Here is a 24,220-nt window from a genome sequence, read left to right as displayed (position 1 = left end):
CAGCATGGATCTAATTTGGGCGGGGGCGGGAGCGGCTCTTGGTGCAAAGAAGATCGGCCTTTCCGCGCGCTGACCCGCATACACAGAGAGAGTCCCTCTAAACTGTTTCTTATATCTCCCGGATCTTTTGGGGGCATCGTCCAGACATTGACTAATCAAGCAGGTGTGTATGCGCGGCATTATTCTCGCGGGTGGATCAGGTACGAGGCTCTGGCCCATTACTAAGGGCATCTCCAAGCAACTCATGCCCATCTACGACAAGCCGATGGTGTACTACCCCCTCGGCACGTTGATGGCTGCGGGCATTCGCGAAGTGCTCATCATTACGACGCCTGAGTACAGCGACCAGTTCCAGGCGCTGCTGGGCGACGGATCGCAGTGGGGCATGCGCCTCGAGTACGCGGTGCAGCCCTCGCCCGACGGGTTGGCGCAGGCCTTCGTGATCGGCGAAGAGTTCATCGGCGACGAAAGCGTTGCCCTCGTGCTCGGCGACAACCTGTTTCACGGCAGCGGTCTCGGCACTGCCCTGCGACGCAATCACGACATTGATGGCGCGCAGGTCTTCGCATACCCGGTGGCCAACCCCAGCGCATACGGCGTGGTCGACTTCGACGAGCAGGGCAAGGCCCTCTCGATCGAAGAGAAGCCCGTCACACCCAAGAGCAATTACGCGGTGCCCGGGCTCTACTTCTACGACAACGACGTGGTCGAGATCGCGAAGAACGTACAGCCCAGCGATCGCGGCGAGCTCGAAATCTCATCGGTGAACGAGGAGTACCTGAACCGCGGCAAGCTGCACGTGCAGGTGCTCGATCGCGGCACCGCGTGGCTTGATACCGGCACGTTTGAGTCGATGATGCAGGCCGGCGAGTACGTGCGCATCATCGAAGAACGCCAGGGATTCAAGATCGGCTGCGTGGAAGAACTCGCGTGGCGCAACGGCTGGCTGAGCGACGATGAGCTCTACGCGCTCTCAACGCCCCTCGTGAAGAGTGGATACGGCGTGTACCTGCGCCGTATTTTGGAGCAGAAGTGACCGTAGCGCCCGGTGACGTCTTAGTGATTGTTCCTGCATGGAATGAAGCAGAGAACGTCGGCGAGACAATTCGGGAAATACGTGCGGCCGATGCCCGCTACCACGTGATTGTGGTTGATGATGGCTCCACCGACGCCACGGGCGAGGTGGCGCGTGAAGCTGGCGCCGAGGTGCTGCGCCTGCCATTCAACCTGGGCGTGGGCGGTGCGATGCGTGCCGGGTTCCATTACGCTCACCGCAACAACTACCAGGCCGCGATTCAGGTGGACGCCGACGGGCAGCACAACCCCGCCGATATCGCCCCCATTGTGGCCGGGCTGGCGAACGCCGACATCGTCATTGGTGCGCGCTTCGCAGACGTCGGCACATATGAGGTGCGTGGTCCTCGCAAGTGGGCCATGGTGTTGCTGGGCCGCGCGCTCAGCAATATCGCCAAGACGCGTCTCACCGACGTCACCTCGGGCTTTCGGGCCGCGGGGCCGCGCGCCATCGAGCAGTATGTCGATTACTACCCGGCCGAGTATCTCGGCGACACCATCGATTCGCTCGTGGGTGCCCTGCGTTCAGGGCTCACCGCCACGCAGGTGCCCGTCGCGATGCGTGCCAGGCGGCACGGCGTGCCGAGCAAGGGCGCATTCGGTTCGGCCGTGTACCTGCTGCGCTCGGCCTTCGCGTTGCTCCTCGCAGTGACGCGCCCCGGCACGAAGAAGACTTACGCAGCCGCATCAACACAGCACACCCAGCAGGAGGTGAGCGCATGAGCCCCGATCTGCAAAACAGCGCGGTGGTAATCTTCGGAACCGTGCTCGCCCTCGCGATGGTGATCATCATCCTCGTGCTGCTGTCGAAGCGTCAGCTTGGCGAGAAATACGCCGTGCTGTGGCTCTTGATCGGCATCGGCGGGCTCATCGTGGTCGCGGTGCCCGGTCTGCTCGACCAGCTCACCCGAGCGCTCCACGTGCAGCTGCCGTCAAACCTGCTATTTGGCGGCGCCATTTTGCTGCTCGTGGGCGTCGCGCTGCATCTCTCGTGGGAGCTATCGCGCGCCGAAGACGAAGTGCGCAGGCTCGCTGAAGACTCCGCCATCAACGATCTTGAGATCACCAAGCTCGCGCGTCGCGTCGCGCAGCTCGAGGCGCAGGCATCCGGCCAGCGCGATGAAACTTCATCTGGCACGCCCGACACTGCCACCGCGGCAGAGTAGCCGGCCGCCACTCAATGAAAACCGTTTTTAAGCGGCTCGCCGGGTTCACCGGCTTTCCGCTGCTTTCGCTGATCGCGCCGTTTCTGATTCTGCCCATCATCTCGCGCACCGTCGGTGACGCAGGCTGGGCAAACTACGCCGCCGGGCAGTCCATCGGCGTGCTCGCGGCGATTGGCGTGCTGTTTGGCTGGGGTGTGCTGGGGCCGGTGCGCATCGCGACCACCGCAGACGAGGGGGAGCGGCAGAACATCTACCGCGAGAGCCTGCACACCAGACTCACCACGTTTATGGTGTTTGGGCCCGCCGCCGTCATCATCACGCTCGTCATCACCTCTGAATCGTTTCAGCTCGAAGCGGTGCTGATGGCCATCTCGGGTGTGCTCGTGGGGCTGAGCCCCAACTGGTTCTGCATCGGTATCGGTAAGCCCGTGCTCATGGGCATCTACGACGCCATCCCGCGCATCATCGTTTCGTTCGCGGCGATCCCCTTCATCTGGATCACCGGCCTCGTGTGGATCTACCCGGTCGTACTGATTCTGGTGAGCCTGGGATCAGTGATCCTGTTCTCGCGCATGATTCTGCGTGGCTCAGAGAAGAAGCGCTACTCGGTCTCGCGCACCGCCGAATCCCTGCGGTATCTGCTGCCCACGGCGCTGATTGACTTCACCGGCAACTCGTATGGCTCGACCCCGGTGCCGATTGCCACGGCATCGCTGGCCGCCCCTGACGCGAGTACGTTCAGCTCGGCCGAGAAGCTCTACCGCATTGCCATCATGTCGGTCGCCGCGCTCGGCGACGCATTTCAGGGTTGGGTGCTCGAACCGAACGTGGTCAACCGGCTGAAGCGCCATCTGGCCGCGATCTATTCTCACGCGGCCCTCGGGCTCGTGGGCGGCGCGGCGATCGCGCTGCTCGCACCCTGGGTGACCGGGCTCGTGTTCGGCGAGAACGTGGCGGCAACGCACGCGCAGTCGATCTTCTTCGGCGCGTCACTGTTCTTCATCTCGGCGACGACCCCGTTGATTCGCAACATCATGATCCCAGCGGGCAAGTTTCGCCGCGTCTTCGGGGCGACCGCCGTTGCTGCGATGTTTGGCCTCGCGATGATGATCACGCTGGGCATCGCCGGATCATCGGCAGGCATCGCCGCAGGCCTCGCGCTCTCAGAGTGCTTGATCTTCGCGGTGCTGTTGCCGCAGGCCATCGTGCAGATGCGCCTGGGAGACAGCGCGCACAGCGAAGCACCCGCCGGTCAGCAAGCTGCCGGCGAAGAAGCCACCGGCGAGTAAACCTGTGGGCGTCCGAATATCGGGCGCCCGAGCATCGGGGCGCCCGGATCCGGACAACGGGGCGCCCGGATCCGGTGCGTGATGTGCCGGGAGCCCCGAGCACATCACGCAGTCAGTTGGTTACGCGCGATCCTCGCGGGCAGCCGCGGCGTGCTTCCACGACACCTTGCGTGAGGTTTCGGCGACGGCATCGGGAATCTTGCCCATGCGGCGCGCCAAGCCAGCTTTGAGACCGGCCCACAGCACCGAGAGATACGCGCCCTTGCCGCGCGAGCAGTACCAGGCAAAGCCGTAGTGCATCATTTCCCAGAACGTATCGCGCAGCATTTGCACGCGGCGAGGAGAACGCAGCAAGTACATCTGGTTCAAGATGATGCGGTTGCGCACACGGTAGTAATACCGAAACGGGCTGCTCACCGAGATCGAGCGCAGGTTACCGGCGCCGTTCACGAGGAACCGGCCAAACACCCGCACGTTCAGCATGTGCCCGAGGCTGTGGGGCATGTTCAGCGCGGGGGCACAGACACAGTCGTAGCCCTGGCGAATGGCGCGCTGATAGTACTCAGTGTCGACAGAGTCGATAAAGAACTCACCGCGCTGCGGGCCGAGCTGACGAATCGCGGCGTAGGGCATTAGTAGGCCCGACTGAATAGGCTGATATGCCTCAAGAAATCCCCGCTTTTGCGGCATATGGGTCTGCGCGAGGCCCATGAAGAACTGCGGGGCAACCATGCCAACGTTGAGGCCGTTAGCCATGCTGCGGTCAAAATGTTCAACGAGCGCGGCCACGAAACCCGGAGTCACCCGTGAATCTTGATCGAAGGTGATGACCAATTCGGGGTCATAATCGGCCACCGTGACGTACCCCAGATTGATGGCGTCGGCGATACCGGCGTTCTCGGGCTGTCGCACGACACGCACGCCCTGCGCTTGCAGCTGCGTGAGTACCTCATCGGCCGCGGCACCGCTGCCGTCATCTACGACAACGATCTGCTTCACCTGTTCGGCGAGCAATTCACAGTGCAGTAGTAGCGAGGGCTCGGGCCGAAAAGAGGTGACGATCGCAACCACCCGGTGAGCTGCGGAGCGAACGCGCGCAGCGTCCGTCGAGGCCTCAACGGCGGGATCGCCTGAGTAGTGTGGAGTGACGTCTTTCATCGAACCTACTCTATCCTGGTTGACGTGCCTGAACCTTTAGAGCCCACGCCCCGAGCATCGGTGTCTGTGTGCATCGCAACGTATCGCGGCGAAAAGTTTGTGGCTGAGCAGATCTCGAGCATTCTCGATCAGCTCGGCCCCCGTGACGAACTCGTAATCGTTGACGATGCCTCGCCCGACCGCACCCTAGAGGTGATTCGCGGCTTCACCGACGCACGCATCACCGTGATTGAGCAGCCCAGCAATCAGGGATACGTGCGTACCTTTGAACGCGCGCTCTCGCAGGCAACGGGGGAGTACCTCTTACTCGCTGACCAAGACGACCTGTGGGCGCCCGGTCGCGTAGACCAACTGTGCGCCGCCCTCGAGCACGCAGACGTTGTGGCATCGAACCTCGATTTGCTGGGCGTTGACGCGAACGGGCAGGCCGCCAGCACCGGGCGACCTATTCAGGGGCCGCTGGGCATTCGCGAGTGGCGGCTACCCCGGGTGGGTAAGCGCGCGCCGCTGCGCAATGTGTTCGGTGTGACGCTCGGCATCATGCCGTACTTCGGCTGCGCCATGGGCGTGCGGCGATCGTTTGCCGACACGGTGCTGCCATTCCCCGCCTGGCTGCACGAATCACACGACCTGTGGATCGCGATCTGCGGCAATCTCGCCGGGAGCATGACCCACCTTGAGTGTGTGTCGACCTACCGCAGGCTGCACGACGACAACACCTCGCCATCCAAGCCCAGATCACTTCCCATGGTGCTGCGCTCTCGCCTCCTTGTTTTTCGCATGATTCGAGAGGCGCGCAGGCGTCGCTCACTACACAACGAACACCTGACCCCGAAGGCCGGTAAATGACCGATTGGTTCGCCATCGCCCCCACACTGTCGGCCGCGGCCGCAGTGGTGCTTCTCCCCGGTCTGCTGATCGGCTTCGTGCTGCAGCTGCGCGGGCTCTGGCTGTGGGCCGCCGCAGGCCCCATCTCGGTGTCGTCGATCGCGATGTCTTCGGTGGTGCTGTCGCTCGTGGGGCTGCCCTGGAACATTGCCACGGTCGCCGGCTTCGCCGTGGTGCTCGCCGCCGTGGTGTGGCTGTGCGCCCGGGTATGGTTCAGCCAATCGGCCTTGCGTATCACCGCGGCAGATGACGCCCAGAGCCGACACGAGATTCGGCTCGGCTCACGCGCGTTCGGAATCGTCACCGCCGCGGTGCTGGTCATCGGCGGCGCCATCATGTTTTGGCGGGTGACGCAATCGATCGGTGACCCGAGCAACATCTCGCAAACGTTCGACAACATCTTCCACCTCAACGCCGTGCAGTTCGTGCTCGACACGAAAGACGCCTCGCCGCTCACCATCGGCCTGATGAACTCGCCCTCGGGCAACCTCGGCTTCTACCCCTCGGGGTGGCACGCCCTCGTCTCGCTCGTTGTGCTGATGAGCGGTGCGTCAGTCGCCGTGGCGACGACGGCCACGATCGCCGCGGTCGCCGCGCTGATCTGGGTCTCAGGTGCGGTATTGCTGTCGCGCACCCTCTGGGGATCCGGGCTCGCGGTCACTCTCGTCAGCGGCGCAGTCTCCGCAGGATTTGCGGTCTTCCCGCTGCTCATGACCTACTACGGCGTGCTGTACCCCATGTTTTTGGGGTTCTCGCTCGTGCCCGTCGCATTGGCCGTGGTGCTCGGGCTCACCCGCTTCGAACGCGATGCGCTGAACCTCGCGCTGCCCACCCGGTGGCTGTTGCTGCTGGGGCTGATTCCCGGGATCGCGCTCGCGCACCCGGGGGCGCTGATGGCGCTGCTCGCGTTCTGCGTGCCGATCGTGCTCGCGTGGGGCTGGTTCGCCCTGCGCGCCTCGAAGAGCCCGCTGAAGGTGGCGGGTGTGCTCGCGCTCTTTCTGGCCGCGGGATTCGTGGCGCTGCTGAAGATTCGCCCACCCAAGGAACAGGCGACCTGGTGGCATATCACCTCGCTGTTTGGGGCGACGAAAGACTTCGTGACCTCTGAGCTCGATCAGAGCTTCATTCCGGTTGTGCTCGGCGTGCTCGTGCTCGTGGGCGTGCTCGTCGCGCTCATTCGTCACCGCAAGACCGACATCTCCGTGCTCGGCATGTACGTGGTGGCCGCGGGGCTCTACGTGACGGTGGCGAGCGTGCCCGTGTGGTCGTTGGGCGGCGCCCGATTCTGGCTCACCGGTGTGTGGTACCAAAACGTGCCCCGCATCGAAGCGATGACCGTGTTCGCGACCCTGCCGCTTGCGGTGCTCGGCGCGAGCTGGCTGATCGAGCGGCTCGTAGGGTGGGTGCGTCGGGGCAGCGAAACTGCCGCGGGCGCCGGCGCGGGCAACCAGGCCCGCCGCCTCTCGATTGCGATCACCGCGGTGCTTGCGGCGCTGGTGCTCGTGGGCGTGCAAAGCAGCGCCCAGCTGCACCGCGTGATCGAGCGCTCATGGAAGAGCTACCAGTTCACCGAGAAAGCCCCGCTACTCTCCATCGATGAGCTGGCACTGCTCGAACGGCTCGATGAGCACGTTGAGCCAGATGCCACGATCGTGACGAATGGCTGGACCGGATCAGGCCTGGCATACGCTTACGCCGATCGCTGGGTCACGATGCCCCACGTCATGGTTGACTTCACCCCCGACGCTCTGGTGCTCAACGGTGCTCTGAACCAGATGGCTCCGGGCAACGAGGTGTGCGACTCTGTTGAGGCCGAGAACGCCGAGTACGTGCTCGATTTCGGTAAACGTGAGGTGCACGGCGCTCACCACGACTTCCCAGGTCTTACGGGGCTGTCGAAGTCGCCGGCCTTTGAACTCGTGGACCAAGAGGGCAAAGCCAAGCTCTATCGCATCGTCGGTTGCGGCCCCCAGAGCGAGGGGCAGGAATAACGATGAGTGATCAGCAGCCATTCCTCGACATCTTCATTCCGCACTGGGGAGACACCGCATACCTGCGGCTCGCCGTCGAGAGCGTGCTCGCGCAGCATGACGACCGCTGGCGACTCACCATCGTTGACGACGCTACATCGGGTGCCGCGGGGAGCGAAACGCTGGCGTACTTCGCTGAACTCGCGGCGCTGAATGACTCGCGCATCACGACGATGGTGAAGCCCGTCAACGAGGGCATCACGGCAAACTTTCGCACCTGCGCGCAGCTGGCGACCGGCGGACTCGTCACCATCATGGGCAACGATGACCGGCTGCTGCCCGGGTACGTGCGCACCCTGCTTGCCGCAGGCGCCGCACACCCCGAAGCCGACATCATTCAGCCCGCCGTGCACGTGATCGATGACGCTGGTGCGCCTGCGGCCTCGCTCGTGGACTCGGTGAAGCAGCGGCTGCTGCGCCCGCGGTCTCATGCGCCGGTGCTGCTGGCCGGTGACCAGCTCGGGGCAAGCCTGCTGCGCGGCGATTGGCTCTACTGGCCATCGCTGTGCTTTGCTCGCGAGACCCTGCAGCGCCACGACTTCCGTGACGGTTTTGCCGTCATTCAAGACCTCGCGCTGTTGATGGACATGTTCTTCGACGGGGCCGCGCTGCTCGTGCTGCCGGCCAGCGACCCCGACGACTTCGTCTTCGAATACCGCCGGCACGATGAGAGCGCCTCATCGGTCGCGCTCACCGAGGGCACCAGATTCGCAGGGGAGCGTGCCTACTACGCGCTGGCGGCATCGCTGGCAGGCGAGCGGGGATGGCGGCGCACGGTGCGCGCGGCGCATCTCAGGCTCACCTCACGCGCTCACGCGGCCACCCTCGTGCCGGGCACCCTGGTGCGTGGCCGGTTTCAGGCGACGGGGCGGTTGCTGCGTCACGCCCTCGGAAATTGAAACGGGCAAGTTCCGTTCACCGCTGTACCTCATCGGCGTGCTCACAGGCACTCCGGTAGTATAAAAAACGCTCGTGCGTGAATCAGTTTCCGTGATTCCGCACCATATTAACTCAGGAGGAGCCTCGTGGCCCGCAAGATTCTCGTGACCGGTGGTGCCGGTTTTATCGGCTCGAATTTCGTACACTACCTTGTCAACAACACCGACGACATCGTGACGGTGCTCGACAAGTTCACCTATGCGGGTAACGCAGCGTCGCTGTCGGGCCTGCCCGAATCGCGCGTCTCAGTGGTGCGCGGCGACATCTGTGACGCGCAGCTCGTCGACGAGCTTGTCGCTCAGTCAGACGTGGTCGTGCACTACGCCGCAGAGTCGCACAACGATAACTCGTTGCACGACCCGAAGCCGTTCCTCGATACCAACATCATTGGCACGTACACGCTGCTTGAAGCCGTGCGCCGCCATGATCGTCGCTACCACCACATCTCCACCGATGAGGTGTACGGCGACCTCGAGCTCGATGATCCCGAGCGGTTCACCGAGCACACCCCGTACAACCCTTCGTCGCCCTACTCATCGACGAAGGCCGGCAGTGACCTGCTCGTGCGCGCCTGGGTGCGTTCCTTCGGTGTACAGGCCACGCTCTCGAACTGCTCGAACAACTACGGCCCCCGGCAGCACGTTGAGAAGTTCATCCCGCGTCAGATCACCAACATCCTGGTGGGTGAACGCCCCAAGCTGTACGGTGCGGGTCTGAACGTGCGCGACTGGATTCACGCCGACGACCACTCTTCAGCGGTGCTGCGCATCGTCGAGGCTGGCCGCATGGGTGAGACCTACCTGATTGGTGCCGACGGCGAGAAGAACAACAAGGATGTCCTTGAGATGATCCTCGCGGGCATGGGCCAGCCCATCGACGCTTACGATCACGTGGTCGACCGCCCGGGTCACGACCTGCGCTACGCCATCGACTCCACGAAGCTGCGCACCGAGCTCGGCTGGCAGCCCTCGTTCCCCGACTTCGAACAGGGCCTCGCCGCCACCATCGAGTGGTACCGCGACAACGAGTCGTGGTGGCAGCCGCAGAAGGCGCACACCGAAGCCAAGTACAAGGAACAGGGTCAGTAACCATGGCGGCAAAACAGCTCTCGGTGCGCGAGACCAACATTCCCGGCCTGGTGCTGCTTGACCTGCCCGTGCACGGTGATAACCGTGGCTGGTTCAAAGAAAACTGGCAACGCGAGAAGATGACCGCACTGGGCCTGCCCGACTTCGGGCCGGTGCAGAACAACATCTCGTTCAACGACAAGACCGGTGCCACGCGTGGTATCCACGCTGAGCCTTGGGACAAGTTTGTCTCGGTGGCGACCGGCAAGATCTTCGGCGCCTGGGTTGATCTGCGCGAGGGCCCCAGCTTCGGCGAGGTATTCACCGCCGAGCTCGACGCCTCAACCGCAATCTTTGTGCCCCGGGGCGTGGGCAACAGCTACCAGACGCTCGAGGACAACACGGCGTACGTGTACCTCGTCAACGCTCACTGGAGCGCCGAAGCGCAGGGTGAATACACCTTCTTGAACCTCGAAGATGAGACGGCCGCGATTCAGTGGCCGATCCCGCTCGAGAACGCTGAGCGCAGTGATAAAGACCTCGCGCACCCGCGCCTGGCCGATGTCACGCCGATGAAGCCGAAGCGCACGCTCGTGCTCGGCGCGAACGGCCAGCTGGGCCGGGCGCTGCGTCTTGCGATGCCCGAGGCCGACTTCGTCGGGCGCGACCAGGTCAACCTTGAGGCGGCAGATCCGTTCGCTGGGGTGCGCTTTGCAGATTACGACACGGTGATCAACGCCGCCGCCTACACCGCGGTCGACGTCGCCGAGACCGCCGAGGGTCGCGCCGCGGCCTGGGCTGCCAACGTCACGGGCATCACGAAGCTCGCGGCCGCCGTGGCGGGCAGTGGCATTACCGTAGTGCACGTGTCGAGCGACTACGTGTTCGACGGCACCCGCGAGTCATACACCGAGACTGACGCGTTTGCGCCCCTGGGCGTGTACGGGCAGACGAAGGCCGCCGCCGACGCCATCGTGGCGACCCTGCCGCGGCACTACATTGTGCGCACGAGCTGGGTCATTGGCGATGGCAACAACTTCGTACGCACCATGGCGTCGCTCGCCGAACGGGGCATCGATCCCGCGGTCGTCAACGACCAGGTGGGCCGCCTGAGCTTCACCGAGGATATTGCCGCGGGTATCGCGCACCTGCTGCAGGCGCGCCCCGAGTATGGCACGTACAACCTCACCAACGAGGGCCCCGCTGAATCGTGGGCACAGATCGCCGCACGCGTATTCGAACTGACGGGCCACGACGCATCACGCGTTTCGGGCACCTCGACGGCCGAGTACTTCAAGGGTAAAGAAGCAGCTCCTCGCCCGCTGAACAGCACGCTCGCCCTCGACAAGATCGAGGCGACGGGCTTCGTGCCGCGCACGGCCGCAGACGCGCTGGCCGCGTACCTGGCGCAGGGCGCGTAACGCTCCGGCGCCTCGCGAGCCGCGTCAGCGGCGGCTAGGCAAGACAATGCCCGCGGTACGAGATCGATCGATCTGGTACCGCGGGCGTTGTGCTGTGTGGGGCGCTCGCACTCGCATTCACATTCGCGAGAGCATCACACTGTTACAGTGTGTAACTTACTTCTTGACCGCATAAAGCGCTGGTCAGTGCGGCTTTATGCGGTACCACGGCCTAGAGGTGACCGGCCGCGTCCATGCTGCGCAGTTCGCGCTTCAGCTCAGAAACCTCATCGCGCAGACGCGCGGCGAGCTCAAACTTCAGCTCATCGGCGGCCGCAAGCATCTGTTCGTTGAGATCTGAGATGAGACCCTCGAGCTTCGCTGCACCCTCGCCGGCGATGGCTCCGGCGCGGGCAGCGCTCTTGCCCTTCGCCCGCTGAGGCGAGGCACCCTTGCGCTGTGCGTGCGCGCCCGAACGAGACAGCACGTCTTCGGTGTCGGCGGCCTCGCGCGACAGCATCTCGGTAATGTCACCGATCTTCTTGCGCAGCGGCTGCGGATCGATGCCGTGCTCGAGGTTATAGGCGACCTGAATCTCGCGGCGACGGTCGGTCTCCTCGATGGCCGCGCTCATTGAACGCGTGATCTTGTCGGCGTACATGTGTACCTCGCCAGAGACGTTACGGGCCGCGCGGCCGATCGTCTGAATGAGTGAGGTTGAAGAGCGCAAGAAGCCCTCTTTGTCGGCGTCGAGAATCGATACCAGTGACACCTCGGGAAGGTCGAGGCCCTCACGCAGCAGGTTGATGCCAATGAGCACGTCATAGACACCGGCGCGTAGCTCGGTCAGCAGCTCAACGCGGCGCAGCGTATCAACGTCAGAGTGGAGGTAGCGCACGCGCACGCCAGCCTCTTCCATGAACGTGGTGAGCTGCTCAGCCATTTTCTTGGTGAGCGTGGTGACAAGCACGCGCTCGTCACGCTCAGCACGCAGGCGTACTTCCTCGAGCAGGTCATCAATTTGTCCCTCGGAAGGCTTGATGATGATCTTGGGGTCGATGAGGCCGGTGGGGCGAATGATCTGCTCTACGACACCGTCTGCGCGCTCAAGTTCATACTTACCCGGGGTAGCCGAGAGGTAGACGACCTGACCCACGCGCTTTTGAAACTCCGAGAACTTCAGGGGCCGGTTGTCGAGTGCACTGGGCAGACGGAAGCCGTGATCGACGAGTGTGCGCTTGCGCGATGAGTCACCCTCGTACATTGCGCCGATCTGGGGCACAGCGACGTGGGACTCATCGATGACGACGAGAAAATCATCGGGGAAGTAGTCGAGCAGGCAGTGCGGAGCCTCGCCGGGCTCACGGCCATCAATGTGGCGTGAATAGTTCTCGATGCCCGAGCAGAAACCAATCTGCTCCATCATCTCGAGGTCAAACGTAGTGCGCATGCGCAGCCGCTGCTCTTCGACAAGCTTGTTCTGCTGCTTCAGCTCCCTAGAACGAATATCGAGTTCGTCGGTGATCTGACCTATGGCACGGTTCATGGCTTCGCGGCTGGCCACATAGTGCGAACCGGGGAACACCGAGACCGTCTCGACCTGCTTCACGACATTGCCCGTCACGGGGTGCAGGTAGTAGAGGGCTTCGATTTCGTCGCCGAAGAACTCAATTCTGATGGCGAGCTCTTCGTACATCGGAATAATCTCGACCGTGTCGCCACGCACCCGAAAGTTGCCGCGCACGAACTCGATGTCGTTGCGCTGATACTGCATATCGACAAAGCGTCGCAGCAGTACGTCGCGATCGAGTCGGTCACCGACCGCGAGCGGCACCATGGCCTCGTAGTATTCCTCCGGCTTTCCGAGGCCATATATGCACGACACGGTCGACACGACGATGGTGTCGCGGCGGCTCAGCAGCGCATTGGTGGTGGAGTGGCGCAGCCGCTCTACCTCGGCGTTGACTGACGAGTCCTTCTCAATGAAGGTGTCGGTCTGGGGCACGTAGGCCTCGGGCTGGTAATAGTCGTAATAACTGACGAAGTACTCGACCGAGTTGTTGGGCATCAGCTGACGAAACTCACTGGCCAACTGTGCCGCGAGGGTCTTATTGTGCGCCAAGATGAGCGTCGGCCGCTGCACCTGCTCGATCAGCCAGGCAGTGGTTGCTGACTTACCGGTACCGGTGGCACCGAGCAGCACAATGTCGGTCTCGCCCGCATTAATTCGCTGCGTCAGCTGCTCAATGGCGGCAGGTTGATCGCCGCTGGGCTCGAATTCTGAGACCACTTCAAAGGGCCGAACACTGCGCGTGGGTTCCATGGGGGAGAGCCTACCGAACACCCCTGACGGGCGACCGAAAAGTGACGAAAAGCGCGGTCAATTGTTGGCCCGCTGGGTGCGTGCGTGTGTTCTGTGTTCTGGTGCGTGCCTGCTGCGTGCGTGCGTTCGTTCTGCGTGCGATGTGCTGAGTATGCCGGTGGGAGCTGGCCCGAGGCCCTGCTCCCACCGATGCAAACCCACGCGAAACAGGCGGCGTTCCCGCGCGCCCTGAACGCACCGCCTCGTGAGCGGGGTTCCTTCAGCTACTTGGTAGCGGTCTGCACGATCTTTGCCGCCGAGCGCGAATCGAAGTTCGCGAAATCTGCCTTGAGCGCCGCCATTACGACGCCGATGGCCCGGCCGCCCTGGCCCGCCAGCTGCTGTTCGGCGACGATGCGTTCAACGAACGCGCGCACCTCGTCCTCGCTGGTTTCCTGGGGGAGGAACGCCCGCAGCACCTCAGCCTCAAGGCGCTCGTTATTGGCGCGCTCAGGCTCGCTCGCGCCGTCATAGATTTCGGCGCTTGCTTCGCGCTTCGCTACTTCTTTCTTCACGACCGCAATCTGCTCTTCGGCCGAAAGCTCGTGGCGTGCCTTGCCGGCGGTCTCTGCTTCGCCCAGGGCGCCAAGAGCCGAGCGAATAGCCAGCAAACGGCGCTCAGCGGCGTCCTTTGCGTCGCCGGGCTCGGCCGCGGCGCGGTCTTTCATAGCTGTGCGCTGCGCAATGGTCAGTTCTGCTTTCAGGTCCACGTGGGATCTCCTCAATTTGGTGAATCTTGCCTGCGCGCGCGGCAGCTCGCTCGGCACGAACGAACGCGTCGAGTGCGTCACCACGACACCCTGTGTAGATTATCGCGCTCACGTGTCGCCTGGCATGGAACGGGCTGCGAAACTGGGCAAAACGGTCCCGGATCAGGCCATCCCGCCCCCAGAAAATCGACAGATCCCGCAATGTCTGAGGGTGATGCGATCATGGAAACATGAACTTCAGCACCTCTCTTCTCGATCAGCTGGCGGCGGCCTGCCAGCTGATCCACGAGGTGCCAGAAGCGGCGTCGATGCCCGCCGAAATGCAGCAACTTTCCGACGCTGATTTGGTGGCGGTGCTCGAACGGGCGGCCGCGCTCACGCGTGCGGCCGAGCGCATTCAGATCACGGCCTCGGGAGTGGTGGCTCAGCGTTCCACCCGGGCAATGGGGCACAGCGGGGTGGCGCAGTCCCGCGGCCACCGCAATGCGGTTTCCCTGGTGCAGCAGATCACAGGGGTAAGTAACGCGCAGGCCGCCCGCGAGGTTCGGGTGGGGCAATCCCTCCTCGAAACAGCTGTGGCCGTCGACGGGGGCGGTGAGGGTGAAGCCACCGAGTCGCAGCAGATACCGGGTGAGCAACCAGCTGCGAGTTGGCACGCAGCGCTTGATCAGGCCTTCAGTGCCATGCAGATTACCTCCGATCAACACAGCGCGATTCGTGTGGGGCTGGGCGACCCGCCCACGCCCACTGAAGCTGATGTCGCGGCGGTAAAGGCAGCCGCTACGGCGGCGGGCGAACAAGCAGCGAGTTCGGGCGAAGTCTCAGATGAAGAAGCGATGTGCAGGGCGGTGGCAGTGTTTCATGGGGCGTGGAGCCTCGCGGTCGAACACCTGCTTGACGAAGCGCCGATTCGCACGGTCGAGGAGCTGCGTAAGACGGCTCGGGCGGTGCGCGACAAACTCGACCCCGAGGGGGCCGAACAGCGATTCTCTGACCGATACGAGGCCCGCTCGCTTCGCATGTGGGTTGACGCGAAGGGCGTGCACCACGGCTCATTTACCTTTGATGATGAATCGGCGGCTTGGGTGCGCAGCCTCATCGACGCGGCCATGCGCCCCCGCAGGGGCGGCCCTTCATTCGTGAACCCGGCCGAGAAGGCACAAGCAGCTGAGCTGCGTGACGATCCCCGCAGCAACGAGCAGCTCACCCACGACCTCCTCATCGAGGTGCTGGTGGGTGGCACCCTGGCCACGGTCGAAGACGTATTTGGCGTGCGCCAAGCCGGAGTTCGGGTCGTGCGCGTCATTGACACAGGCGCCGACACTGATACCGGCGCCGACACCGATACCGGCGCCGACACCGATACCCGCGCTGACACCGCATTCCTCGAGGATGACGGAACCCCGGTTCCGGTCGGGGTTGCGGCCCGCACCGTGTGCAACACGGGCATCGTGCCCGTCACTACCGACCGGGCCGGCAACCCCCTCAACGTAGGCCGTGAGCAGCGACTCTTCACCCCGAAACAACGCATCGCACTTTCATTGCGCGACGGGGGATGCAGATGGCGGGGCTGTGACCGGCCCGCAACTTACTGCGAGGCCCACCACATTAATGCGTGGGTGGCCGACGGCGGCCGCACCGATATTGATCGAGGAATCCTGCTGTGCCGGTTCCACCACATGCAACTCCACCACAACGGCTGGAAAATCACCCGCGGTGGCGGTGGCGGTGGCGGTGGCGACGACGGTGCCAACACCAACACCAGAAATCCTCGTGGCGAACCATTCGTCCTGCATCCACCAGGGGGAGCGCCCGAAGATGCGATCGAACTCCCCATCAGGGCCGCGAGGGCTTATGCGTGGAGCGGCACCGCGCAACCCTCGGTAAGATTCAGGCCGGGCCGCAGCCGGCCACCCCAAATGGTGCCACCCGAGACATGGCGCGGCTTACGCCCCCTCGGTGGAAACACCAGGGCGCGAACCCACGCTGCAGCCGCAGCGACCGCGGCCGACAAAACGAGAACCGGTCACTCCCGAATAAGCGATGAGACCAGTGGACGTGAGCCGCGATCGGGCGAGGCAAGACCCTAAATTCGCTTCGGCCAGAGAACTCTGCCTAGATCTGCCCAGCACGATGGCCAACGGTGGTCCTGGGTGTGTAGCCAGAGCAGCTTGCATGCAAAGCATGGCGGTCAGCCCGCAGGGGACGGTGGATGCTGATCCGGCGCAGGTAGTTGGTATGGGCGTAGGCATGTAGGTGTAGGTGTAGGTGTAGGTGTAGGTGTAGGTGTAGGTGTAGGTATGCGTCCGCCTGCTCGAGAACGGCCGTTGCCCACTTTTATCGCGGTGCCCAAAGCCCACGCCCATTTCTTTGAGTTCTTCCCGTTGCTGACAGCTCCCTTGAAATATTCGTAGATATGTTCGACCACTCAGGTTGCGCAGGCCTAAGATGGATTTGTGACCTCGCGAAGCACTTCAGCCACCCCAGCCCCTATCCGTTCCTCTGCCGCGCACGCGCAGATCAGCGTTCAGGGGGCCCGCGTCCACAACCTGCAAAACGTGGACCTCAAGATTCCTCGTGACTCGATGGTGGTGTTCACCGGGTTGTCGGGCAGTGGGAAATCAAGCCTCGCCTTCGACACCATTTTCGCCGAGGGGCAGCGCCGCTATGTCGAGTCCCTGAGCGCCTACGCCCGCCAGTTCCTCGGCCAGGTAGATCGCCCCGACGTCGACTTCATCGAGGGCCTCAGCCCCGCCGTGTCCATCGACCAGAAGTCCACGAACCGCAACCCGCGGTCAACGGTCGGCACCATCACCGAAATCTACGACTACATGCGCCTGCTGTGGGCCCGCATCGGCGTACCCCACTGTGCCCAGTGCGGTGAGAAGATCGCCGCCCAGACCGTGCAGCAGATCGCCGATCGCCTCATGCAGCTGCCCGAGCGCACCCGTTTCCAGGTACTCGCCCCCGTGGTGGTCAAGAAAAAGGGTGAGTTCGTTGATCTCTTCCAAGAGCTCGCCGCCACCGGTTATTCTCGCGCCATCGTCGACGGTGACCTCATTCAGCTCTCCGATCCGCCCAAGCTGAAGAAGCAGGTAAAGCACGAGATCTCGGTCGTCGTCGACCGCCTCGTCGCCGGCCCCGATGCCCTCGGTCGCCTCACCGACTCCCTCGAAACCTCCCTGAAGCTTGCGGGCGGCATCGTCACCATCGATTACGTCGACCTCGACGCGAAAGATCCCGAGCGCACCCAGCAGTTCTCCGAGCACCTCTCGTGCCCCAACCAGCACCCCGTGCAGCTCACCGAAATCGAGCCGCGCACCTTCTCCTTCAACGCCCCCTTTGGCGCCTGTGGCACCTGCTCAGGCCTCGGCACCAGCATGTCGGTGGACGAAGACCTCGTGCTGGGTGACCCCGAGCTGTCGATCACCGAAGGCGTCATCATCCCCTGGACCAGCCAGGGCAAGAGCCTCTACCAGTACTACGACAAGTTGCTGCGGGGTCTCTCTGAAGATCTCGAGTTCTCACTCGATGACCAGTGGGGGAGCCTGCCCGAAGAAGTGCAGCAGGCCGTGCTCTACGGCAACAACTTCAAGGTGAACGTGCGGTGGAAGAACCGTTTCGGCCGCGAGGTGAAGTACAGCTCGGGGTTCGAAGGCGTGATTCCGTTCATCGAACGCCAGTACGCCGAAGCCGAAAGCGACACCAAGCGTGACCGGTGGAGCGAATTCTTGCGTGAGGTGCCCTGCCACGCCTGTAACGGTCAGCGCCTCAAACCCGAAGTGCTCGCCGTGACGATCAACAGTGAATCCATTGCAAACGTGGGGGAGTTTAGCCTCGAGAACGCCAAGCGTTTCTTCGACGAGGTCACCCTCACCGAGCGTGAAGCCAAGATCGCCGCCCAGGTGCTGCGCGAGATTCGGCTGCGCTTCAACTTCCTCATCGAGGTCGGCCTGGGCTACCTTACACTGGCGCGTGCCGCCGGCACCCTGTCGGGCGGCGAAGCCCAGCGCATCAGACTCGCAACCCAGATCGGATCAGGGCTCACCGGCGTGCTCTACGTGCTCGATGAGCCGTCGATCGGCCTGCACCAGCGCGACAACCGCCGCCTCATCGAGACGCTAATCAAGCTGCGCGACCTCGGCAACACCCTGATCGTCGTCGAACACGACGAAGAAACCATCGAGGCCGCCGACTGGATCGTCGACATCGGTCCCGGGGCCGGCGTCGAGGGTGGCACCGTCGTGCACTCCGGCAAATACGCCGAACTGCTGAGCAACACCCGCTCCATCACCGGCGATTACCTCGCCGGGCGCCGCGAGATCGAGACCCCCAAGAAGCGCCGCAAGCGTGACAAGCAGCGCGAGCTGAAGGTCGTCGGCGCCCGATCGAACAACCTGAAGGGCGTCGACGCGGTCTTCCCCCTTGGCGTCATGACCGCGGTCACCGGCGTCTCAGGCTCGGGTAAATCCACCCTCGTCAACGACATTCTGTACCGCGTGCTCGCCAACCAGCTCAATGGTGCTCGCCTCGTCGCGGGCAAGCACACCCGCATCACGGGCCTCGAGCACCTCGACAAGGTCGTGCACGTCGACCAGGCACCCATCGGTCGCACCCCGCGCTCCAACCCCGCCACCTACACGGGCGTCTTTGACAAGATTCGCAACCTCTTCGCCGAGACTGTTGAATCGAAGACGCGCGGCTACCTGCCCGGTCGCTTTAGCTTCAACGTGAAGGGCGGCCGCTGTGAGGCCTGCTCGGGTGACGGCACCCTGAAGATCGAGATGAACTTCCTCCCCGACGTGTACGTCGCGTGTGAGGCCTGCGGTGGCAAGCGCTACAACCGCGAGACCCTGCAGGTGAAGTACAAGGGCAAGAACATTTCTGAGGTGCTCGATATGCCCATCGCCGAAGCCGAGAAGTTCTTCGAACCGATCTCCTCGATTCACCGCTTCATGAAGACCCTCGTGGACGTGGGCCTGGGGTACGTGCGCCTCGGCCAGAGCGCCACGACACTTTCGGGTGGCGAGGCACAGCGCGTGAAGCTTGCGACCGAGCTGCAGAAGCGCTCCAATGGCCGCAGCATCTATGTGCTCGATGAGCCCACGACGGGGCTTCACTTCGAAGACGTGCGCAAGCTGCTGCTCGTGCTCAACGGCCTGGTCGACAAGGGCAACACCGTGATCACCATCGAGCACAACCTCGACGTGATTCGCAGCGCCGACTGGGTCATCGACCTGGGCCCCGAGGGTGGCTCGGGCGGCGGCATGATCATCGCCGAGGGCACCCCCGAGCAGCTCGCCAAGCATCCCGACAGCCACACCGGCCACTTCCTCGCTGAGGTGCTGCACGGGCGGGCGAAAGCCTCAGCGTGAACTCGGGCCTAACTTCCGATACGGGAGTGAGCTCGGGGATGGGCGAGGACGCGGGCGAAGGCCTGGGTGATGGCGTGGGGCCGTTCGGCGAGACCGACCGGCGCCACGAGTTTCGCCCTGCCCAGGGCGAGATCCCCACCAGCCCCGGGGTGTACCGTTTCAGCGACCGTCACGGGCGCGTGCTGTACATCGGCAAGGCGAAGAACCTGCGCTCACGGCTCTCGAACTATTTCCAGCCGTTGCACGCCCTGATGCCGCGCACCCGGCGCATGCTCGCGCTCGCGGCGCGCGTCGACTGGACGGTGGTCGCGACCGACACCGAGTCGCTCGTGCTCGAGCACACCTGGATCACCGAGTTCAAGCCGCCCTTCAACGTCCAGTTCAAAGACGACAAAACCTACCCGTACCTGGCCGTCACCCTGCGCGAGGAGGCCCCGCGCCTCACCATCACGCGCAACGAGAAGATTCGCGGCGCCAAGTATTTTGGCCCGTACCCCAAAGTGTGGGCGTTGAAAGAAACGACCGCGCTGCTGCAGCAGGCCTTTCCCATTCGCACCTGCAACGACGCCGATTACAAGCGCGCCATGCGCTCGGGCAAACCCTGCCTCGCGGGCCAGATTGGTCGCTGCGCGGGCCCCTGTTCGCGCCAGGTGACGCTCGAGGAGCACCGGGCACGCGTCGAAGAACTCGTCGCGTTCTTAAGCGGCGGCGACACGAGTCACCTGCGCGCCCTGCAACAAGGCATGCGTGAGGCGGCGGCGACTCAGCGCTACGAAGAAGCGGCTCGCCTGCGCGATCAGGCGAGCGCCGTCGAACACGTGCTCGAGAAAAACTCAATCGTGTTCGGGCACGACGTGAACGTCGATGTCTTTGGGCTGCGCTCCGATGAATTGGCGGCGGCCGCGCATCAATTTATTGTGCGCGGGGGCCGGATCCGGGGCGAACGCAGTTGGATCGTCGATGTTGAGCTCGATGATTCCCCAGCCACGCTGCTTGAGCAGGTGATCCAGTCGGCGTACGACGGCGACCGGGTGCCGCCCGCGCAGATTTTGGTGCCCCAGGCGCCCGCGAATCAGCCCGAGCTTGAAGCCGCGCTCAGCCTGAAGCGACCCCGCGGCGGCAAGGTGAGCGTGCACGTGCCCGAGCGCGGCGACAAAGCCCAGCTGTTTGAACGCGCGGTGCTCAACGCCGGCGAACACCTGATGCGCTACAAACTCAAGCGTTCGGCCGATATCACCGCGCGCACCGACGCCCTCGCCGAGCTGCAGCAGTCCCTCGATATGAGCGAACCGCCCCTGCGCATCGAGTGCATTGACGTTTCGCACCTGCAGGGCACCGGCGTCGTGGCGTCACTCGTCGTGTTTGAAGATGGGCTGCCCGCGAAGGGCGCCTACCGCAAGTACCGCATTGAGCAGACCACCGACGATACCGACTCGATCTATCAGGTGGTGTCGCGGCGTGCGGCGCAACTGAACGCTGCGAAAGCGGCGGGGGCGGCCCCCAGCGGCATCTACCGCGATCGCCCCCAGCTGCTCATCGTCGACGGCGGCGAACCGCAGGTGAAAGCGGCGGCCCGCGCCCTGGCCGAGGCCGATATTCATGACATCACCCTCTGCGGCATCGCCAAACGTCTCGAGGAGGTCTGGATTCCCGAAGATCCCTTCCCCGTGATCCTGCCGCGCACCAGCGAAGCGCTGTTTTTGGTGCAGCGCGTGCGCGATGAAGCCCACCGCTTCGCCATCACCTTCCAGCGTCAACGTCGCAGCTCGTCAATTTCCAGTCAGCTCGCCGAAATTCCAGGTCTCGGGCCGAAGCGCGTCACTGCGCTGCTGAAACATTTCGGATCGGTGACGCGTTTGCGGGCTGCTTCGCGCGATGAATTGGCCTCCGTGCCGGGTCTCGGCGAGTCACTTGCAGATGTAGTTCTTAGTCACCTGAACGTGAACGGCTCACACGGGGGCGCGGCTGACGCTAAGATTGATGAAGCATTGCAAACAAACGAGGGAGGTGCTGAGTGAACGAGCCAGTCTCAAAACAGGAGATTCTTATCGTCACCGGCATGTCTGGTGCCGGTCGCAGTACCGTCGCAAACACGCTTGAAGACCTCGGCTGGTACGTCGTAGACAACCTGCCGCTTGCAATGTTGAAGACGCTCGCCGATATGGCCGACCGCTCAGGCGGGGCCCTGCCACGCATTGTGGCCGTGGTGGATGTGCGCGGTCGCGACCTGTTCGCTGACATTCAGCACACCGTCGCCCAGCTGCGTGAAACCGCCACCGTGCGCGTCGTCTTCCTTGATGCCACCGACGAGATTCTGGTGCGCCGCTACGAAGCGGTGCGCAGGCCCCACCCCCTACAGGGTGAATCGGGGAGCCTGCTCGAGGGCATCAGACTCGAACGCGAGCGGCTACAAGAGCTGCGCGCTTCGAGTGATGTGGTGATCGATACGTCGCGTTACAACGTGCACGATCTGTCCACCGCGACGCGCGAGCTGTTCTCTGACGAGAATACGCCTGGCCTGCAGCTGTCGGTAGTCAGCTTTGGGTTCAAATACGGCGCCCCCACCGACGTCGACCTGATGGTTGATATGCGGTTCCTACCCAATCCTTTCTGGGAGCCTGATCTTCGGGCGCTCACCGGCGTTGATGCCGAGGTTAAAGACTATGTACTCAGTCGCGATGGCGCGGCAGAGTTCCTCGACCACTACGTCGCGGCGCTCACGCCAGTCCTCGCGGGATTCCAGCGCGAGAACAAAAGGCATGCGTCGCTCGCAGTCGGCTGTACCGGCGGTAAGCACCGTTCGGTTGCAACGGCCCGCGAACTCGCGGATCGCCTTGCAGGGCTTCCGGGTGTCAGCGTTAGTCTGCGCCATCGCGACCTCGGTCGCGAATAAGACGCGTTCACACCCGCGCCCAATTTTTCGCCTTCCTGTTTGAGAGGATCCCTATTCGTGCTGTCTACCCCCGAGGTTAAGAACGAGCTCGTTCGTGTACCGGTGCAGCGCACCGGAGAACGTATGGCCGAGGTTGCGACTGTGTTGCGTGTCGCGGGCGGTCTGCACTCCATCTCGGGCCGGATTGCCCTCGAGATCGAGCTCCACACCCCGCAGATTGTGCAGCGTGTGCGTAAGGACCTCGCGGAGCTCTACGGTGTTCGCTCTGATGCAAAGCAGTTGCCCCCGTCGACGACACGCCCGGGCGCCCCACAGTTTCTCGTGCGCGTGATTGATGGCGAGACGCTCGCCCGTCAGCTCGGCCTGCTTGACCAGCGCCGCCGCCAGATTCGTGGCTTGCCGAACCGTCTCACGACGGGCGCACAGCCCGAGCTCGCAGCGATCCTGCGCGGCGCGTTTCTTGCGCGCGGCAGCCTGACGGCCCCGGGCCGTTCGGCAAGCCTCGAGCTCGCATGCCCCACGAGCGAGGTCGCCATGGCCCTCGTGGGCGCCGCAAGCCGTCTCGGCGTCGACGCGAAGAGCCGCGAGATTCGTGGCCAGAACCGCGTCATCGTGCGCGATACCGACGCGATCGGCGTGATGCTCGGTGTGATGGGCGCTGAAGACGCGCGCACCCGCTGGGAAGAGCTGAAGCGTGCCCGCGAGACCCGCGCCACCGCAAACCGTCTCGTGAACTTCGACGACGCGAACCTGCGCCGTTCGGCCCAGGCCTCGGTTGCTGCCTGCGCTCGCGTGGAGCGCGCGCTCGAAATTCTCGGTGACGCTGCTCCGGATCACCTGAAGTACGCCGGCTCGCTGCGTCTGACGCACCGCGAAGCCAGCCTTGACGATCTCGGCGCACGCGCTGAGCCCGCGCTGACGAAGGACGCAATTGCTGGCCGGATCCGGCGCCTGCTGGCCATGGCCGATAAAGAAGCCGAAGCGCGCGGGATCCCGGGCACCGAGGCGAGCATTCCCGACGAAATCGCGTAATGCAGGCTGGGTGACGCGCCGCGGTGCGTCGCTAGCCATCGGCACTTGAAGAGTGTCACCACACGAGGGTCCGCTTGTCGAGAAATTGACGGCGGGCCCTCAGTGTTGTGGGGTGTTGCGCCCTAGACTAGAGGTGACAACTGTTCGTCTTATCGTCTGGAGGGCCATATGGCTGCCTATTCACTTCCCGATCTTCCCTACGACTACTCGGCACTTGAGCCGCACATCAGTGGCAAGATCATGCAGTTGCACCACGACAAGCACCACCAGGCTTACGTAACCGGCGCCAACACCGCGCTTGACCAGCTCGCCGAGGCCCGCGAATCGGGTAACCTCGCGAACGTCAACAAGCTTGAGAAGGATCTTGCGTTCAACGTTGGCGGTCACGTCAACCACACGATTTTCTGGAACAACCTCTCGCCCGAGGGTGGCGACCGCCCCGAGGGCGAGCTCGCTGCAGCTCTCGATGACAGCTTCGGCTCGTTCGAGAAGTTCCAGGCTCACTTCACGGCCACCGCACTCGGTGTGCAGGGCTCAGGCTGGTCAGTGCTGGCTTGGGACACGCTCGGTCAGCGCCCCAACATCGTGCAGATGTTCGATCAGCACGCCAACCTCCCCGCAGGCACCGTGCCCCTGCTGATGCTTGATGTGTGGGAGCACGCGTACTACCTCGATTACCTCAACGTGCGCGCTGACTACGTCAAGGCATTCTGGAACATCGCGAACTGGCAGGACGTTGCAAAGCGTTTCGAAGCTGCTCGTACGCAGACCCCCGGCCTGATCTAACTCGGCCTGTACCCCCGTGGCCTGCACCTGTGCAGGCCACGGGGCGCTTTT

General features: G+C 63.6%; 18 protein-coding genes. 15 read left to right on the top strand and 3 right to left on the bottom strand.

All coding sequences use genetic code 11. From position 1 onward, the window contains the following. Positions 1 to 169 precede the first annotated feature (169 nt). Genes rfbA through JOF28_RS02445 form a run of 4 tightly spaced genes read left to right on the top strand, consistent with a single transcriptional unit; the run spans position 170 to position 3,529 of the window. On the top strand, positions 170 to 1,036 hold the full coding sequence (gene rfbA, locus JOF28_RS02460) for a glucose-1-phosphate thymidylyltransferase RfbA (protein WP_209704316.1): 867 nt from the start codon (positions 170 to 172) through the stop codon (positions 1,034 to 1,036). Further along, entirely contained in the window at positions 1,033 to 1,797 is a 765-nt protein-coding gene (locus JOF28_RS02455) for a glycosyltransferase family 2 protein (protein WP_342452057.1), read from the top strand. Before rfbA ends, JOF28_RS02455 begins: the two co-directional genes overlap by 4 nt. Next, complete coding sequence (locus JOF28_RS02450; RefSeq protein WP_209704315.1) at positions 1,794 to 2,240, top strand: DUF2304 domain-containing protein; 447 nt, start codon at positions 1,794 to 1,796, stop codon at positions 2,238 to 2,240. The genes JOF28_RS02455 and JOF28_RS02450 overlap by 4 nt, the downstream gene beginning before the upstream one ends. A 14-nt stretch (positions 2,241 to 2,254) precedes the next feature. Next, positions 2,255 to 3,529, top strand: coding sequence for a lipopolysaccharide biosynthesis protein (locus JOF28_RS02445; protein WP_209704314.1), 1,275 nt, complete (start codon positions 2,255 to 2,257; stop codon positions 3,527 to 3,529). Between the two features lie 120 nt (positions 3,530 to 3,649). Here JOF28_RS02445 and JOF28_RS02440 read toward each other — a convergent pair whose 3' ends face one another. Then, complete coding sequence (locus JOF28_RS02440; protein WP_209704313.1) at positions 3,650 to 4,687, bottom strand: glycosyltransferase; 1,038 nt, start codon at positions 4,685 to 4,687, stop codon at positions 3,650 to 3,652. 24 nt (positions 4,688 to 4,711) lie between these two features. On the opposite strand from JOF28_RS02440, the gene JOF28_RS02435 reads away from it, so the two are divergent. From JOF28_RS02435 to JOF28_RS02415, 5 genes are all read left to right on the top strand, one after another. Then, positions 4,712 to 5,536, top strand: a complete 825-nt coding sequence (locus JOF28_RS02435) for a glycosyltransferase (RefSeq protein ID WP_342452056.1) — start codon at positions 4,712 to 4,714, stop codon at positions 5,534 to 5,536. Next, entirely contained in the window at positions 5,533 to 7,566 is a 2,034-nt protein-coding gene (locus tag JOF28_RS02430) for a DUF6541 family protein (RefSeq protein WP_209704312.1), read from the top strand. The genes JOF28_RS02435 and JOF28_RS02430 overlap by 4 nt, the downstream gene beginning before the upstream one ends. Positions 7,567 to 7,568: 2 nt before the next feature. Beyond that, positions 7,569 to 8,504 carry a glycosyltransferase gene (locus JOF28_RS02425; RefSeq protein ID WP_209704311.1) on the top strand — a complete coding sequence of 312 codons (936 nt, stop codon included), beginning with the start codon at positions 7,569 to 7,571 and terminating at the stop codon, positions 8,502 to 8,504. Between the two features lie 126 nt (positions 8,505 to 8,630). Beyond that, complete coding sequence (gene rfbB, locus JOF28_RS02420; RefSeq protein ID WP_209704310.1) at positions 8,631 to 9,632, top strand: dTDP-glucose 4,6-dehydratase; 1,002 nt, start codon at positions 8,631 to 8,633, stop codon at positions 9,630 to 9,632. A gap of 2 nt (positions 9,633 to 9,634) precedes the next feature. Beyond that, on the top strand, positions 9,635 to 11,032 hold the full coding sequence (locus JOF28_RS02415; protein WP_209704309.1) for a sugar nucleotide-binding protein: 1,398 nt from the start codon (positions 9,635 to 9,637) through the stop codon (positions 11,030 to 11,032). Between the two features lie 211 nt (positions 11,033 to 11,243). On the opposite strand, the gene uvrB is transcribed toward JOF28_RS02415, so the two are convergent. Both uvrB and JOF28_RS02405 read right to left on the bottom strand, forming a co-directional pair. Beyond that, positions 11,244 to 13,334: an excinuclease ABC subunit UvrB gene (uvrB, locus tag JOF28_RS02410; protein ID WP_209704308.1), complete on the bottom strand. Its 2,091-nt coding sequence runs from the start codon at positions 13,332 to 13,334 to the stop codon at positions 11,244 to 11,246. A gap of 263 nt (positions 13,335 to 13,597) precedes the next feature. Continuing rightward, positions 13,598 to 14,083 (bottom strand): GatB/YqeY domain-containing protein, encoded by a 486-nt coding sequence (locus tag JOF28_RS02405; RefSeq protein ID WP_209704307.1) that lies wholly within the window; start codon positions 14,081 to 14,083, stop codon positions 13,598 to 13,600. Positions 14,084 to 14,313: 230 nt separating this feature from the next. Between JOF28_RS02405 and JOF28_RS02400 the strand changes: the two genes are divergently transcribed. The 6 genes from JOF28_RS02400 (at position 14,314) to JOF28_RS02375 (ending at position 24,169) form a co-directional block, all read left to right on the top strand. Next, the gene (locus JOF28_RS02400; protein WP_209704306.1) at positions 14,314 to 16,173 is read left to right on the top strand and encodes an HNH endonuclease signature motif containing protein; all 1,860 of its coding nucleotides are present in this window, start codon (positions 14,314 to 14,316) and stop codon (positions 16,171 to 16,173) included. A gap of 402 nt (positions 16,174 to 16,575) precedes the next feature. Next, positions 16,576 to 19,458 (top strand): excinuclease ABC subunit UvrA, encoded by a 2,883-nt coding sequence (uvrA, locus tag JOF28_RS02395; protein WP_425342482.1) that lies wholly within the window; start codon positions 16,576 to 16,578, stop codon positions 19,456 to 19,458. Positions 19,459 to 19,496: 38 nt separating this feature from the next. Beyond that, positions 19,497 to 21,476, top strand: coding sequence for an excinuclease ABC subunit UvrC (gene uvrC / locus JOF28_RS02390; protein ID WP_209706709.1), 1,980 nt, complete (start codon positions 19,497 to 19,499; stop codon positions 21,474 to 21,476). Next, positions 21,473 to 22,351 carry an RNase adapter RapZ gene (gene rapZ / locus JOF28_RS02385; RefSeq protein ID WP_209704304.1) on the top strand — a complete coding sequence of 293 codons (879 nt, stop codon included), beginning with the start codon at positions 21,473 to 21,475 and terminating at the stop codon, positions 22,349 to 22,351. Before uvrC ends, rapZ begins: the two co-directional genes overlap by 4 nt. Before the next feature lie 57 nt (positions 22,352 to 22,408). Beyond that, positions 22,409 to 23,383 carry a DNA-binding protein WhiA gene (gene whiA / locus JOF28_RS02380; protein ID WP_209704303.1) on the top strand — a complete coding sequence of 325 codons (975 nt, stop codon included), beginning with the start codon at positions 22,409 to 22,411 and terminating at the stop codon, positions 23,381 to 23,383. Positions 23,384 to 23,551: 168 nt separating this feature from the next. Further along, the gene (locus tag JOF28_RS02375) at positions 23,552 to 24,169 is read left to right on the top strand and encodes a superoxide dismutase (protein ID WP_209704302.1); all 618 of its coding nucleotides are present in this window, start codon (positions 23,552 to 23,554) and stop codon (positions 24,167 to 24,169) included. Positions 24,170 to 24,220 lie beyond the last annotated feature (51 nt).

It is taken from the genome of Leucobacter exalbidus (genome assembly GCF_017834145.1).
In the GTDB taxonomy this organism is placed as follows: Bacteria; Actinomycetota; Actinomycetes; order Actinomycetales; family Microbacteriaceae; genus Leucobacter; species Leucobacter exalbidus.
The sequence above is the reverse complement of the archived record's forward strand: the minus strand, read 5'-3'. Positions and strand labels throughout refer to the sequence as shown.